This is a genomic window from Hoeflea prorocentri (assembly GCF_027944115.1).
GTDB lineage: Bacteria > Pseudomonadota > Alphaproteobacteria > Rhizobiales > Rhizobiaceae > Hoeflea_A > Hoeflea_A prorocentri.
On record NZ_JAPJZI010000001.1, the window covers coordinates 4,453,360 to 4,467,876 of the forward strand.

Sequence of the window (14,517 nt, forward strand, 5' to 3'; positions counted from 1 at the left end):
TGCACTGCGCATGCCCCCGAAACCGGCATATTCGACGCACGCTCAAACCCGGAAATGATCCAAACATATGCATGCGGCTATCAGGGCACCCGGCCTTCGGATGAAAGCCGGGTGCTCCCGCGCCATAATCATTCATCTGCAATTATTGACCCTAATTACCAAATATATCAAATTTTTGCGGCTTGTGACAGTTTGGCGCAGTTTGTCCGGCGTATCATTGATTGCCGGGATAGCTGACACACAACAGGAAGGGCACCGGCTCCAGGACGCCGCCAAATGTCGGCATGCGTGTTAATCGATCTTTTGCAATTGCCTCTTAACTTGTGCTTTGCCGGTCGTTCGCACTTATACCGCGAACTCGCATGAAGCATTTGATCCGGCCGCCGCTCGGCATTTTTTCCTATATTTTTCTCCGGATATCTTCTGATGCTCATTTCTCGGAAATTGCCTCTCGCCGCCGCCATTTTGACTGTCGTTTCCATCGCAGCGTCCAGTATCGGCGGTATGATGATCAGCTCCAATGCGCTTACCCGTGAATATAGCGAGAAGCTGTCGGCAATATCGGACGGGCGGCGCAATCAGATCGAGACATACCTAGAGGCGACTATAAAGGACATTGAGGAAATTGCCGTCACGCAGGACGTTGCTGCTGCACTCAACCTTTTCGGGATCGCCTTGACGATGGTTGAAGACGGTATGGAGAATGCCTTTCGCGACCTGGTGAGCGATCCGAATCTCAGCCTTGACGAAAAGGCTGCGCAAGGCAGGGCCAGCGGCGCGAGCATCTATCTCAACCACGAAGGCAAATTCGGTCCGGTCTTTGCGAAAATCGCCGAGGAGAACGGCTTTGAAGACATCTTCCTGGTGAAGGCGGACGGCCAGGTCGTCTATACGCTGAAAAAGAAAGATGACTTCAACGTCAGTCTCGCGGATGCGGCATGGAAGGATACGCTTTTGGCACAGGCGCAAAAACAGGCGCTTGAAAAAGGCGATGGCGATGGTGTGGCGTTCGTTGACTATGCGCCCTATGCGCCAGGTGAGCAGTCGATGACAGCTTTTGTCGCCAAACCGGTGATTGTCGGAGATGAGACGAAAGGCGCGTTCATCGTGGCGCTGCCGACCGGCCGTATCGGGGCGATCATGAACAACAGGACCGGACTTGGAAAGACCGGCGAAACCGTCCTGATCAATTCAAAGGGTTATCTTCTTACCGACTCTCCGCTGACACAAACAAACGATGTCGGCGTCGTAAAGCTTGATCCTGCCCAGTTCAGCCAGCTCGTTGGGCGTGAGATTGTTTCCGGCGTGGATGACAGCTACCGTGAGAACATGAGCGCCAAGGTTGCCTTTGCAGGCGTCGACTTCCTCAATGCCGGCTGGGTTGTTGCCGCGTTGGTCGACAGTCGTGAAGCAGGCGAGGCCGTGGCTTCCATGCGCCAGATCGTCATTCTTGCATCGCTTGTTCTTCTGGCTGTCTCTCTTGCCGGCGCATTGCTGTTTTCACGCAATCTTACCCGGCCGATCAACGCGCTCGTCGCCAATATGCGTGAGCTTAGTGAGGGGCGTACCGATTTCGACATCGACAATATGGACCGCAAGGATGAAATCGGCGACATGGTTCGCTCGGTTGCCGTCTTCAAGGAGGCGGCCATCGAAAAGCGGCGGCTAGAGGGCGAAGCGGAGGAAACCCGGCTTACCTCTGAGCGCGAAGCATCCGAGCGGGCGGCTGACAAGGCGCAAGAAGCACAGCAGATGCAGACAGCCGTCGATGCTCTTGCAGGTGGTCTGGAGCGCCTGTCGGATGGCGATCTCACGGTACGGCTGGATGAGCCGTTCATGGACAGCCTCGACCGTCTGCGTGTCGATTTCAACAAGACGGTGGTGCATCTGAACTCCACGCTCTACCAGATACAGGACGGCGCCGGATCGATTGACGGCAACGCCCGGGAAATGCGTGCCTCAGCCGACGATCTCTCACGCCGGACGGAACAGCAGGCGGCATCTCTGGAAGAGACATCGGCGGCGCTTGAAGAAATCACGTCTACTGTGCGTGAAACCTCGGAACGGGCCGCCGAGGCCGAGCAGATGGCCAACGCCGCCAAGGACGATGCCGACAGATCCAGTTCGGTCGTTGTAGAGGCCGTTGAGGCCATGGAAGGCATTGAAAAGGCGTCATCTGAGATTTCCAATATTATCAACGTGATCGACGAGATCGCCTTTCAGACGAACCTTCTGGCGCTTAATGCCGGGGTTGAGGCGGCGCGGGCCGGCGATGCCGGCAAGGGCTTTGCCGTGGTTGCCCAGGAAGTGCGGGAACTTGCCCAACGGGCCGCAGGCGCAGCCACCGAAATCAAGGACCTGATTACCAGATCGGGAAGCGAGGTCAGCAATGGCGTTTCTCTCGTCAAGGCCACCGGGCAGGCGCTCGATCAGATTTCGCAGCATGTTGCCGATATCAACAACCGGATTGCGACGATTGCGCAGGCCTCAAAGGAACAGCTCACGGGTGTCCAGGAGGTCAACTCGGCTGTCGTGCAGATGGATCGCATGACACAGCAGAATGCCGCCATGGTTGAAGAAACCAATGCCGTCATCCATAAACTTGCCGATGATTCCGCCGGTCTTTCCGCATTGGCGGGTGAGTTCAGCCTTTCTGGTGACACCGCTGACGCAGGGTCTTCCGACGGGTCAGTGGCAGAGCCTGCAGGGCATCGCCTTGCCGGTTGAGGGTGCTCCAGAATTCAGGATAGGAGCGTATTTTGCGCTGTAGCCGCTACGGGTTCGTGGGTCATATTTTCAGGATTGCCTTAGGGCTTTTTCTGATTTCTTTCCCCGGCGCCAAAGCGGATACGGTGTCCGGTTTTGCGAAAACCGAATGCTGGTTCGGTTCTTCGCGGGACCGCAAGGTCAGTTGCGGCATTTTGCGGGTTCCGGTCGATCATTTTGACCCGGACGGAAGGTTTTTTGAACTGCCGGTCGTTCGAATTCACCTGACAAAGGGCGCGAAGTCAAAGCCGCCGCTAATCTACCTGACCGGCGGCCCGGGAATGACCTCCCATATTCAGACCGCACAAGATGTCAGTCATTGGATGAACTTCGGCGCTGAAATCCTCTTTCGCCGAGAGCTTGTTGTTATTGAGATGCGGGGCTCGAGGGCAAGCAAGCCGTCAATGATGTGTCCTGCGTTAAATGATCCAACTCAGTTGTATGGTCTGACGCAAACCGGATCCAATGCCGCCGCAGAACCTATAAAGATTGAGGATTTGTGGAAGGCCTGCCGGGATGATCTGGCTCGAAAAGGGATCGATGTGGCGTCTGTAAACCGCCATCAGATCGCCCATGACATACGAGTGCTGGCACAAGGGCTCGGCGCGGACAAAATATCCTTATATGGGATATCTTACGGCACGACGTATGCAATGACGATAATGGAAGAGTTTCCGGAACTTGTTGCCGACGTTGTTCTGGATTCAGTATATCCGCCGGAGGCTACGTCAAATATAGCGCATACCCTGGCGCTAAGGCGTACGCTTAACAAGTACTTTTCTGCTTGCCAAAAATCCACGGAATGCGCTTCCAGGTACCCGGATCTTGAACGTCGCTTCTTTGACGGCGTTAAAAACCTATCAAACAGCCCGGTAGATGTGACCTTCTCCGCCGGTTCCGATAACTCGATTGTTCAGTCAGTTGTCGTCGATGACGAGCTCTATTTGGCTGCCTTGCGGGAAGCCATGAGCTGGCATGACATGCAGGGCTGGATACCCGCATATATTAACGCGGTTGATGACCCCGAAGGTTTCCCATTTGGCTGGCTGATTGAGCTCTATTTCAAGTTTGGCTTTTACAAGGATTTCAGTGCAGGCGCACATTACTCTTCGTTTTGTTATGACCTGCCGGCGGATTTCGATGGTTGCGGGATCGAAAATGAGTTTGAACGGGCCGAAATGGAGAGTTGGGGTCTACCGGCATGCAATATCTGGAGAGGCAAACGGGCTGATCGATCGGAGCGGAAGAAACTCATTTCGTCGATACCCGCATTGATTCTGGTCGGTGAACTAGACGCGGTTACGCCTCCATATCAGGCCCGAATGGCAGCGGCGGGATTGGAAAACAGTTTTCTCTTTGAGTTTCCCACGCTCGGACACGACATTTTATCAAGCAGTGATTGTGCCCGTCAGATTGTGCTGGACTTTCTTCGAGACTCCCGAGAAAGACCGCACAGAAAATGCCTGGATAGTGTTCCAGAACTGAGTTTTGAGACATTTTATTGACCACGCTCAGTAAGGCTTCGCGGCTTGCTGCCAACGGTGCGGCCGTTTTTTCCGCGCTGGTCCATCATGCCGTGATCTCAAGTGCTTCCGTCAATCTGGTGGCCGAGACTTCCGGAAGGCGATTAGCCGGGTAATTTCCGGCGGGCAGCCCCTAATCGCCCCTGATTATTACCAGGGTGGACTTCTTCAATGAAGCGAGCAGGCTCAACAGGTGATCTCGGCTTTTGGCGGTATATTTGAGATTGGCCGAGGCGGTGACGATGAAATCGGCGAACTGCGCCGGCGTCAGACCATTGGCCGCGAGCTTTGCCTCATAGGGTGAAAGAAGGTCCGCGAGCATGTCTTTTTTTCGGTCGTATGCCTTTTCCTGCTCGGCTTTGCCGACCGTGTTGTAGCCGGTTATCAGGTCTTCACTGTCCGGCATGCTGCTGAGAATGTCGTAATATTCGATAACACTGTGCTGAAAAAACGTGTCCAGCTTGTCCGATATCGTCTCATCCGTCCGCCAGTCCGCCGTGAGCGCCTCATGGGTGTTGTCCGTCATGTAACGGACGGCTGCCGCCAGAACCTCTTCCTTGTTGGAGTAGCTGGCATAAAGCGTTTGCCGGGATATGCCCGCCTCGGATGCTATATCCCCCATGGTCGTCTTGCGCACGCCGTAGCGTGATAAAAGGTCGATCGCGACTTTTGCGATTTTCTTTTCTTTTTCGTCCATTTTTACAACTTGACAATTTGTGTCGTAATGTCAATATCAGTCCAACAGGGCGTCTGTTGCGATATTGCTGCCACTCCCCCGAGAGACAATTCGTCGGTGAGTTAAAGCGCCCGATACCCAATCTGTAAAGGGAGCCTGTCCCATGAAGCTGACGGTGAACGGAATAGACCATGAAGTGGATGTTGAAGAAGACATGCCGCTTTTGTGGGTTCTCAGAGACGAACTGAACATTACCGGCCCCAAATATGGCTGCGGAATCGCGCAGTGTGGCGCTTGCACGGTCCATGTGGACGGCATGGCGGTTCGGTCATGCCAGTTGCCGGCCGGCGCGGTCGATGGCGAGATCACCACAATCGAGGGCCTCGGAACGCCGGATGCGCTGCATGCCGTACAAGCAGCCTGGGTGGAGCATCAGGTGGCCCAATGCGGCTATTGCCAGTCAGGCCAGATCATGGCCGCCGCGTCCTTTCTTGATCTCAATGATGACCCGACCGACGAGGATATCGATCTTGCGATGTCGGCCAATCTTTGCCGCTGCGGAACCTATCCTCGCATTCGTAAAGCCGTAAAGACGGCGGCAAAAACGTTGAGGAGTGCCTGATATGGGACGCGCTGCAACCATTGCCCGCCGGACATTTCTCATCGGCTCCATCGCGGTCGCCGGGGGCGTTGCCTTCGGGACTTACATGTACCGGCGCCCCGGCGAAAATCCGCTGATGACGGATCTTTCCGCCGACGGGGCGGCCATAACCCCTTACGTCAGGATCGATGCCGAGGGCGTCACGCTGATCACGCCGCGCACGGATCTTGGACAGGGCGCCTATTCCATGCAGGCGGCGCTGATTGCCGAAGAACTCGATATCGAACTGGATCAGGTAAAGGTTGATCCCGGCCGGCCGAGCCCGGCCTATTACAACACCGCCCTGTCTGAAGAAGGTGCGCCTTTCCGTTCGACCGATGACAGTTTCATGGCCGAATCGGTGCGCGGTGTCATGGACGTGCTGATGAAGTTCCTCGGCATGCAGGTGACCGGTGGGTCGACATCCGTGCCCGACGGCTACAACAAATTGCGTATGGCAGGTGCGGTGGCACGCGAGACGCTCAAGGCGGCCGCCTCGCAGCAGACCGGTGTGCCGGTCAGCCAGCTGAAGACCGGGAACGGCACTGTGCTCATGCCGGATGGCACGACGCTGACTTATATGGCGCTTGCCCCGGTCGCAGCAAAGATCAAGCCGGTTACCAATGTCGAATTGCGCGATCCGAGCGAGTGGCGGCTGATCGGTAAGCCGATGCAGCGGCACGACATAGTGGCAAAATCCACCGGAACGCTGCCTTATGGCGTCGATTTCAGGGTCGACGGAATGGTCTACGCGACGGTCAAACTCAATCCGCGCCAGGGCGGCGCAATGAATGGTTACGATGCCAGTGCCGCTAAAACCATGCGCGGTGTGAAACAGATCGTACCGGTCTCGGGCGGCGTCGGCGTTGTCGCCGACAATACCTGGCGGGCTTTCCAGGCCGCCGACGCAATGACCTTTGACTGGGGTGAAGCGCCCTATCCGGCGGAAATGGATGGCCATTGGGAGGCACTGTCCAATTCCTTCAATGACGATCAGATTGAGGCCCGCAATCGCGACGATGGCGATGTGGAGGCAGCGCTGGCCGAAGGCGAGGTGATCGCAGCCGAATATCGTGCGCCCTATCTTGCGCACGCTCCGCTTGAGCCGATCAGCGCGATCGTCCGCGTGACTGACGACCGGGCGGATGTCTGGACCGGTACGCAGATTCCGAGATTCGTACAGTCGAATGTGGCGCGCATGACCGGACTGGATGCCGAGGATGTTCACATACACGTCCTTTATGTCGGCGGCAGTTTCGGACACCGTCTTGAGGATGAAGTGGTCAAGCAGGCGGTCGAAATCGCCCGGCAGATGAAAGGCACACCGGTCAAACTGGTCTATAGCCGCGAAGAGGACATGATCCATGATTTCCCGCGTCAGATTGCGATGGCGCGGGGTCAGGGCACGGTGAAAGACGGCAAGGTCGAGGCCTATGATCTCGGCATTGCCATGCCGTCGGTGATCGCCTCGCAAATGGGCCGGCAGAACTTGTCCCTTCCCGGGCCCGATACACAAATCATCGCCGGCGCGTGGGATCAGCCCTTTGCCATACCCCACTACCGCATGACGGGTTACCGCGCGCCGGCGCTTGCTCCGATCAGCTCCTGGCGATCGGTCGGTGCATCGTCCAACGGTTTCTTCCATGACTGTTTCCTCGACGAGCTGATCGTTGCCGCGGGAGCCGATCCGCTGGAAGAGCGCATCCGTCTGATGTGGCACGATAATTCGCGCAAGGTGCTGGAGGCCGTCGGCGAAATGTCGAACTGGGGCAGCGATCTCGGGCCGAAGAGCGGTCGCGGCGTTGCCTTCTGCATGTCGTTTGGTGTCTCGACCGCCGAGGTGGTCGAGGTCACCGATACGGACGATGGTATCCGCATCGACAAAGTTTATGTCGCAGCCGAAGTCGGACGGGTAATCGATCCGGTCAACTTCGACAATCTCGTCAAGGGCGGCGTGATCTGGGGCCTCGGCCATGCGATGAACTGCGAGATCACCTATTCCGACGGCGTGGCCGAGCAGACCAATTTCCACGCGTTTGAGGGCATGCGGCTTTACCAGTGTCCGCAGATCGAAGTGCGTGGTCTTGAGAATGGCGAAAAGATTCGCGGGATCGGTGAGCCGCCCGTTCCACCCGCCGCGCCGGCGCTCGCCAATGCGATTTATGCCGCGACCGGCAAGCGGATTCGTGAAATGCCGTTCAACAAGCATGTCGACTTTGTGTGAGGGCGCTATCGTGAAGACATCTGCACTTGCCGCCATCTGGCTTGCGGCCTTCGGTTCGGTGGCTTTGGCGGCCGAGCCGGTCGGAACGGACCGGGTTCTCAATGAATTTGCCGAAGGGTCCGTATCCTTCGAAGAGGGGCTGGCGAACTGGCAGCTCTTTTATGACGTTGCCTCGCATCCGCGCTGCTCGAACTGTCATGTCGGCGCGGACAACCGGCCCATGTGGTCGGGACCGAGTTACGGGCGCACGCGGCCTCACGGTATGAACATCAATGCGGGCGAGAGTCGGATCGGCGCCGAAACATTGCTCTGCTCGACATGCCACACCGATGTGGAGGGTATGGCCTCGGCTTCGAATGACAGACCACATGCGGCGCCGCGGGTTTCCATGACCTGGCAGCTTGCACCGGTAGAGGCCGAATGGTTCGGCAAGTCGTCTGCCTATGTCTGCGAGCAGCTCAAGGACCCGGAACGCAACGGCAACCGCACAATCAAGGAGGTTGCGGCACATCTCGATCACGACCTTATCCTGCACTGGGCCTGGGAGCCCGGAGGCAATCGCGAACCCGCGCCGCATTCATTGCAGGCAACCATGGATGCGTTGATGAAGTGGGCGGCGGCGGGAACGCCGTGCCCGACCGAGTAAGCCGGAGGACTGCTCTGTGGATGCGTTTGCGAAGGGTTTGAAACTTGCCGGCCAGCTGCTTGTAGTCAGTGGATTGCTGCACTTTCTTGCATGGACCATTGACGGCTGGAGCGATGAAACGGTCCGGCACATCCCGTTCGGCGCGGCTTACATTGTTTTGGGCGCAGCCTTAATCTACCGGATCCGCTGGATCCGGTATCTTGCATTCATCATTACCCTGATCGGCGCATTGAGCGCTTATATGACGGCCGGCCCCTTCAGTGCATCAGCGTGGCTGACATGGCTATTCATTGCCTTTGATCTTGTCATCCTTGCCCTTATCGCCATCAGTATCTGGCGGGGCCAGCAGCCGGCCTAACCTGCAAAGATGTTCGGCCAAAGGCCCAGAACGCCAAACAAGATCAGGTAAAAGGCCACCACATAGTTCAGGATGCGCGGGGCGATCAGGATCAGTATGCCCGCGATCAGTGCGATCAGCGGCTGCATAGTGACGACATTGATTTCCATAGCCCATTCTCCTCGGTTTGTTTTATCCGGTCGAAGCGACCGGACCCGGCCCAACCAACGCGGCCAGAGGACAGCTTAATGGTACCTGAAGCGGGCGAATGACGGAATCGGGCGGTGCCGGCAATCCCCACCAAATGCCTCCGGTCATCGCAACAGCGTCCCTTGGAGACCTCTAGTCGAATGGAGCGAGTGCCGATTGCGCCTTCTTTGTCAGGCTCTTGCGCACCAGCCTGTAGGAGTTCTCAAGGCGGTAGCGAAGCTCGTCCTCGTCGGTTTCCCAGGGCAGGTTGATCCACGACCGATGAAAATAGGGTGCCTTTACGCCGACATTTGCATCAATCAGCATCTGTGCCGTTTCAATGCTGTCGGTCTTGACCGAGACGCCCGGGATCTTTGCGCCGATGCAGGCGAACATCTTGCCGCCGATCTTCCAGGCATCGTGGCCGCCGCCCCATGGGTCGGAAACCTCGGCGCCGGGGAAGCGTTTGCAGATGGCGTTGACGCGGTCTCTGCTCATGCCTTTATCTCCCGAATCTTGTGGTCTGATTTTCCATCAAATGAAGGGCGGAGCCAACCCTTGGCACCGACCTTCCGTCACTATCTGCCTTGCGTCTTCCTGAATGCGCTCGGAGACTGCCCGGCAATGCGGCGAAAATCCCGGCTGAAATGATAGGGGTCCGGATATCCGCAGCGTGCCGCAATGGGTGCGATACGGTCCTGCGTCTCGACAAGATACCGCTTTGCCGCGGTGATGCGCTCCCGCCGCAACCAGTCGACCGGCGATGTACCTGTGGCGACCCGAAATCGCCGGTGCAATTGCGAAGGGCTGAGCTCAGCGAGTTCAGCCATATCGGAAATGCGCCAATTGCGCTTAAGGTCGGACCGGATACGGCGCATCGCAAGGTCAATGGCGCTTTCGGGCGGCTCTTCGCCGACGCCGGCCCGCAGTTGGGTGAAGCAGGCAACCAGTTGCGAGACCACCAGATTGTTTTGCGCATCCATATCCGTTGCCGTTTGCTGCAGCCGGGCAATGACGGCCTCGAACTGTGTTGCGGTTTCTGCGGCATTGTCGGGCCGGACAACCGGATTTGCCCGCGCCCGGGTGAAGTCGAATATCCTGTCGAGGCCGTATCCGCGCACGCCCATCCACAAAAACAACCAGTCCCTGAGGCCCGGCGCGCAGCAATGGGCATAAACGCCCGATGTATCCAGCCAGGTTAAAGACCCCGCCGTCGCTGAAAACACGCGGTTCCCGACCTCGAGATGGCCGGTTCCGTCCAGTGTCAGAATAAGGACATGCTGGTTGAACCGGCGCCTTATGGGCGCTTCGTCCGGGGCCGCCCGTGTCCTGCCGGCGGCCACGACCTGATAGGGGAAAGCCTCAGCGCGGCGCCCGGGCGTGTAGAAGTAGATGTCCTCGTTGCGTCTCAGCATCGGGTCTCAGCGCTGAATCAATGATGCGATTATTATCCATCATATTGCGATTTTGGTCCATTCCAAAACGTCTTTGTCCCGCGTTACAATGCACTCATGGCCATATACGCTCGAAATCGTCGCCCGCAAATGACGCTGAATTTATCCATCATCATTAACGCTGGCGACGGGTATCGAGCAAGTCAGGCGAATGTGGGAGAGCGTGGATATGACACAGATTGACCCGGCATTGCGCGATATCGTCAACGATCCGGCATTGAACCCGTCCCAGAAAGCCCATCAGTTGGCGGTTGCCGCCGAAAACATGCTGGATTATCCGGCTCTTGATGCGGAGACCCGAAAGGCACTCGACGAGCGGGTCATCTGCGACATGTATGAGGGACACGCGCCCTATAAGCCGCGCTACGTTCTGCCCGACTACTCGGTTGTCCTGAAATCCGGCAGCGAATGGCTGGAACTGCCGGTGCCCAAGACGCTGGACGAGGCAGTCAACACGCTGATGATCGCCTATCACCATGTTCCCTCGGTGACTGGCATACCGGTCTATATCGGGCAACTGGACGATTTGCTGCTGCCCTTTACGGAAGGCGTGTCGGACGAGGCGCTCTACACAAAGATCAAGCTGTTCTGGCGCTATCTCGACCGGGTGCTTCCCGACGCCTTCATGCATGCCAATATCGGCCCGAGCGACAATCGGGTGGCGCGGGCCATATTGCGCGTCGATGCGGAACTCAAGCAGGTGGCGCCGAACCTGACATTCCTTTACGACCCGCAGATCAGCAGCGAGAGCATTCTGGCCGAGGCCGCTGCCAATATCGTTGCCTGTTCGAAACCGCATGTTGCTCATCACCCGACCCATGCGGCGGTGTTCGACGATCGGGGTTATGGCATAGTGAGCTGCTATAATGCGCTGCCGCTTGCTGGCGGGGCTTCAACGCTGACCCGGATCAACCTGCGCGAAGTGGCGATGCGGGCGCGCAATGTGGAAGACTTCCTGAATGAGATGCTTCCCCACTACGTATCGCTCAATTTCCGCCTCATCCGCAGCCGCGTCGACTACCTCTTCAATCAGTCCGGCTTCTTCGGCAGCTTCCTGGTTGATGAGGGGTGGATTGCGCGGGACCGGTTTACTGCAATGTTCGGCATCTTTGCCATGGCCGAAGCGGTCAACCTGCTGCAGGACAAAGCCGGGCTGGCCGGTCGTTACGGCCTGGATGACGATGCCAATACGCTCGGCTACCGTATCTCGGCGCGCCTTGCGGAGCTGGTCGAGGCGGAACCGCTGGAAAATGTCTGGCGTGGCCGTGCCATGCTGCACGCGCAGGCCGGCCTCAGCAACGACAGCAACGCGACGCCGGGGGTTCGTATCCCCTATGGAAGCGAGCCGGATCCCGTCAGTCATGTCAAAGCGCTGGCGCCCCACCACTGCTACTATCCGTCCGGCATCAGCGAAATCCTGACGCTGGACGAGACGGTCAAGGCCAATCCGGAAGCGGTTCTGCAACTGTGCAAGGGTGCGCTGGCAAGCGGTTTTAGAGAATTTACCGCCAATGTCGACAGCAACGACCTGGTGCGGGTGACGGGATACATGGTTCGCCTGTCGGATGTGGCGCGCCACAATGACAATCAGGGCTCGCGTATCAACACAACCGGGCTCGGTGCAGAGGCTGCCAATGTCACCGGCATCCTTGATCGCAAACCGCGGGTGGTCGCAAATGAACGTCTCACAGGCGAACGTCAGTAAGGTCCTGACCTGGTCCTGTGTAGACGGGCCGGGCAACAGGCTCGTCCTGTTCCTGCAAGGGTGCAATTTTGCCTGTCCGGGATGTCACAATCCCCATACGGTCGGACAATGCAATCATTGCGGCGACTGTATCGCCGCCTGCCACAGCAAGGCCCTGTCTTTGAAGGACGGGCGGATCGCTTTTGATGCCGATGCCTGCGATGCGTGTGACGCCTGCCTCGATGCCTGCCCGATCAGCGCCAATCCGATGGTCCGAACCATGGGTGTCGGAGACGTGCTTCAATTGTTGCGTGATCACCGGCCGTTCCTGAGCGGCATCACGGTCTCCGGCGGTGAGGCGACGCTGCAGGCAAAATTCATTATCAACCTCTTCGGGGCTATGCAAGACGATCCCGAGCTTGCTGGGCTTAGCCGTTTTATCGACACCAACGGGCACCTCGGCCCGAAAATGTGGGACCGGCTTTTGCCGGTGACCGATGGCGTGATGCTCGATATCAAAGCGTTCGATCCGGCCCTTCACCGTGAACTGACCGGGCGCGGCAATGAAAAGAGCCTGGCTTCTGCGCGGATCACATACGCGGCCGGCAAGCTCCACGAGCTGCGTTACCTGATGGTCCCGGACAAAACCGATACGCCGGCGGAGTTGACCCGGTTGAAGGGTTTTGTCCGCTCGCTGGGTCGTGATCAGCGTGTCAAACTCAACGCATTCCAGCATCACGGGGTGCGCGGCCGGGCGCGAGACTGGCCGAAGATGACGAAGGCAGGTGTTGTGGCTGCCGCTAATATGCTGCGCGCCAGCGGTTTGAACAATGTGGTCACACCGCCGGTCTGGCTCTGAAGCGCTGGCCTTGCGTTTCAGAAGCTACTCGGCGGTCAGGGAACGGATGATAAAACTGCTGAAAGCGTCGCCGATTTCGTCGGCGGTTTGTTTGCCGTTCGGATTGATCCATAAAAAGCTGTAGAAGAACATACCCATGAGACCTTTGACCGCCACCTTCTCAATGGGTTTGAACGCACCCGTGGCCACGCCCACGGCAATCGCGTCCTCCCAGATCTGCTGGTAGTCCTGATGTAGCTGGGTGACCTCGCGGTGACGCTCGCCCGACAAAGCGTGAATCTCGCGAAAGCACACCGTCATTTCCGGCAGGTGCTGGAAAACGGTGTCGATCATACGGCAACTTAACTGTTTGATGCGCTCTATCGGATCCGGTTCGCGGGCTGCAATCTGCCGTCCCTCTTCGACGAGTTGCTGAATATATGTGGACGAGATGTCGTAGAGCAGGTCTTCCTTGCAGTCGATGTGGTGGTAAAGCGCGCCACGGCCCAGTCCGGTCGCTTCGCCAAGTTCAGCCACGCCGACTGCGTTGTATCCCTTTTTGGCGAACAGGACGGCCGCCTGTTCCCGGATACTTTCATATCTCTTCGTCGTTTTCAGGTTTCGGCCCTCTCGTCGCCTTGATCGCCCCTGGGATGAACGGCAGTCCTGGATGATCCCGTATCGGTCTGGCAAACGGAATTTGGGATCGCGCCACACTCGGTTGAGATTGGCCGAATATGTATGGACCGATCCGTCCATTTTTTCAAGGGAAGGGGGATCCGTACCCTGTTTTGGGGATTGGTCGGCAGACCCGGAAACAAACTGTCAGCAGCCGCTCTGAAACTCAGTAGCCATATGTGCCGGTCTCATCGATCCGGATCGAATCAAGAATAACGCGTGAATCCTTGTTTTGTCCTTCCGCCAGTTCTCCGCCTTCCCGGCGTTTTAAGGCCTCGTCCACCTTGTCGTTATGTGAGCTTTCGGGGTCGATAATGGCTTTGACGAGCGTGTCGATGGTAATGCCAAGCTCGTCGAGACCGAGTTTCTTCTCGATCTCCTGAAGCATGATGTAACCGAGGGGCTCCCGTGTCATCTCCACAATGGCCTTGCGGATGGCCTCCCCATAGTCGGACATCGAGTCATATTCGCTCATCTTGATGCCAAACTCAGCTCCAAGACGCTCAAAAAGCCGCATTTTCAACTGGTTATGATCCACATGGTGGACGCTGAAGACATCGTCGACTGTCTTGGCTTGCGCTCCATTGGAAGCATTTTTGACGTTGTTGGCCGTCGCAATCAAATCGGGGCCCTTTGCATCCCGGTCGACAGCCGACGCGGACGGAAGTTGATCGTGACGCAGAATATGAAGGGCGGCTGAATTGACCGTAAGCACGATTGTCTCCAACGGCAGCCGCCCGCCTTTCATGAAGGTGCGGTTCCGAAATCAAAGCGGCGGCTTCATGCTGCGCATCAACAAGCAGGTACACGTATAAAGAGTATTTCGAAACACTTAACCGATTCTTACCGGCGACAGAACCGT

14 protein-coding genes are annotated in these 14,517 nt (G+C 57.4%); 8 read left to right on the plus strand and 6 right to left on the minus strand.

Going from position 1 to position 14,517, the window contains the following annotated elements; translation table 11 throughout:
* Window positions 1-426: 426 nt before the first annotated feature.
* A complete protein-coding gene (locus OQ273_RS20910) occupies window positions 427-2,727 on the plus strand; it encodes a methyl-accepting chemotaxis protein (RefSeq protein WP_267992860.1) in 2,301 nt (766 codons plus the stop codon).
* Between the two features lie 32 nt (window positions 2,728-2,759).
* Entirely contained in the window at window positions 2,760-4,271 is a 1,512-nt protein-coding gene (locus tag OQ273_RS20915; RefSeq protein ID WP_267992861.1) for an alpha/beta hydrolase, read from the plus strand.
* A 151-nt stretch (window positions 4,272-4,422) separates the two neighbouring features.
* On the opposite strand, the gene OQ273_RS20920 is transcribed toward OQ273_RS20915, so the two are convergent.
* Window positions 4,423-4,986, minus strand: a complete 564-nt coding sequence (locus OQ273_RS20920; RefSeq protein WP_267992862.1) for a TetR/AcrR family transcriptional regulator — start codon at window positions 4,984-4,986, stop codon at window positions 4,423-4,425.
* A 142-nt stretch (window positions 4,987-5,128) separates the two neighbouring features.
* Between OQ273_RS20920 and OQ273_RS20925 the strand changes: the two genes are divergently transcribed.
* The 4 genes from OQ273_RS20925 to OQ273_RS20940 are packed head-to-tail and all read left to right on the plus strand — an operon-like array spanning window position 5,129 to window position 8,833.
* A complete protein-coding gene (locus OQ273_RS20925) occupies window positions 5,129-5,587 on the plus strand; it encodes a (2Fe-2S)-binding protein (RefSeq protein WP_267992863.1) in 459 nt (152 codons plus the stop codon).
* 1 nt (window position 5,588) lies between these two features.
* Window positions 5,589-7,829, plus strand: coding sequence for a xanthine dehydrogenase family protein molybdopterin-binding subunit (locus OQ273_RS20930; RefSeq protein ID WP_267992864.1), 2,241 nt, complete (start codon window positions 5,589-5,591; stop codon window positions 7,827-7,829).
* 10 nt (window positions 7,830-7,839) lie between these two features.
* Window positions 7,840-8,475, plus strand: coding sequence for a hypothetical protein (locus tag OQ273_RS20935; protein WP_267992865.1), 636 nt, complete (start codon window positions 7,840-7,842; stop codon window positions 8,473-8,475).
* 16 nt (window positions 8,476-8,491) lie between these two features.
* The gene (locus OQ273_RS20940; RefSeq protein ID WP_267992866.1) at window positions 8,492-8,833 is read left to right on the plus strand and encodes a hypothetical protein; all 342 of its coding nucleotides are present in this window, start codon (window positions 8,492-8,494) and stop codon (window positions 8,831-8,833) included.
* Here OQ273_RS20940 and OQ273_RS20945 read toward each other — a convergent pair.
* From OQ273_RS20945 to OQ273_RS20955, 3 genes are all read right to left on the minus strand, one after another.
* Window positions 8,830-8,982 carry a DUF3096 domain-containing protein gene (locus OQ273_RS20945; RefSeq protein WP_267992867.1) on the minus strand — a complete coding sequence of 51 codons (153 nt, stop codon included), beginning with the start codon at window positions 8,980-8,982 and terminating at the stop codon, window positions 8,830-8,832. The genes OQ273_RS20940 and OQ273_RS20945 overlap by 4 nt on opposite strands.
* 172 nt (window positions 8,983-9,154) lie before the next feature.
* A complete protein-coding gene (locus tag OQ273_RS20950; protein ID WP_267992868.1) occupies window positions 9,155-9,499 on the minus strand; it encodes an MmcQ/YjbR family DNA-binding protein in 345 nt (114 codons plus the stop codon).
* An 80-nt stretch (window positions 9,500-9,579) separates the two neighbouring features.
* Entirely contained in the window at window positions 9,580-10,416 is an 837-nt protein-coding gene (locus tag OQ273_RS20955; protein ID WP_267992869.1) for a helix-turn-helix transcriptional regulator, read from the minus strand.
* A gap of 208 nt (window positions 10,417-10,624) precedes the next feature.
* Between OQ273_RS20955 and OQ273_RS20960 the strand changes: the two genes are divergently transcribed.
* The gene (locus tag OQ273_RS20960; protein WP_267992870.1) at window positions 10,625-12,160 is read left to right on the plus strand and encodes a YjjI family glycine radical enzyme; all 1,536 of its coding nucleotides are present in this window, start codon (window positions 10,625-10,627) and stop codon (window positions 12,158-12,160) included.
* Entirely contained in the window at window positions 12,132-12,998 is an 867-nt protein-coding gene (locus OQ273_RS20965; protein ID WP_267992871.1) for a YjjW family glycine radical enzyme activase, read from the plus strand. The genes OQ273_RS20960 and OQ273_RS20965 overlap by 29 nt, the downstream gene beginning before the upstream one ends.
* Window positions 12,999-13,022: 24 nt before the next feature.
* Here the strand turns inward: OQ273_RS20965 and OQ273_RS20970 are convergent, their stop codons facing one another.
* Complete coding sequence (locus tag OQ273_RS20970; RefSeq protein ID WP_267992872.1) at window positions 13,023-13,736, minus strand: TetR/AcrR family transcriptional regulator; 714 nt, start codon at window positions 13,734-13,736, stop codon at window positions 13,023-13,025.
* Between the two features lie 85 nt (window positions 13,737-13,821).
* Window positions 13,822-14,370, minus strand: a complete 549-nt coding sequence (locus OQ273_RS20975) for a hypothetical protein (protein WP_271292124.1) — start codon at window positions 14,368-14,370, stop codon at window positions 13,822-13,824.
* Window positions 14,371-14,517 lie beyond the last annotated feature (147 nt).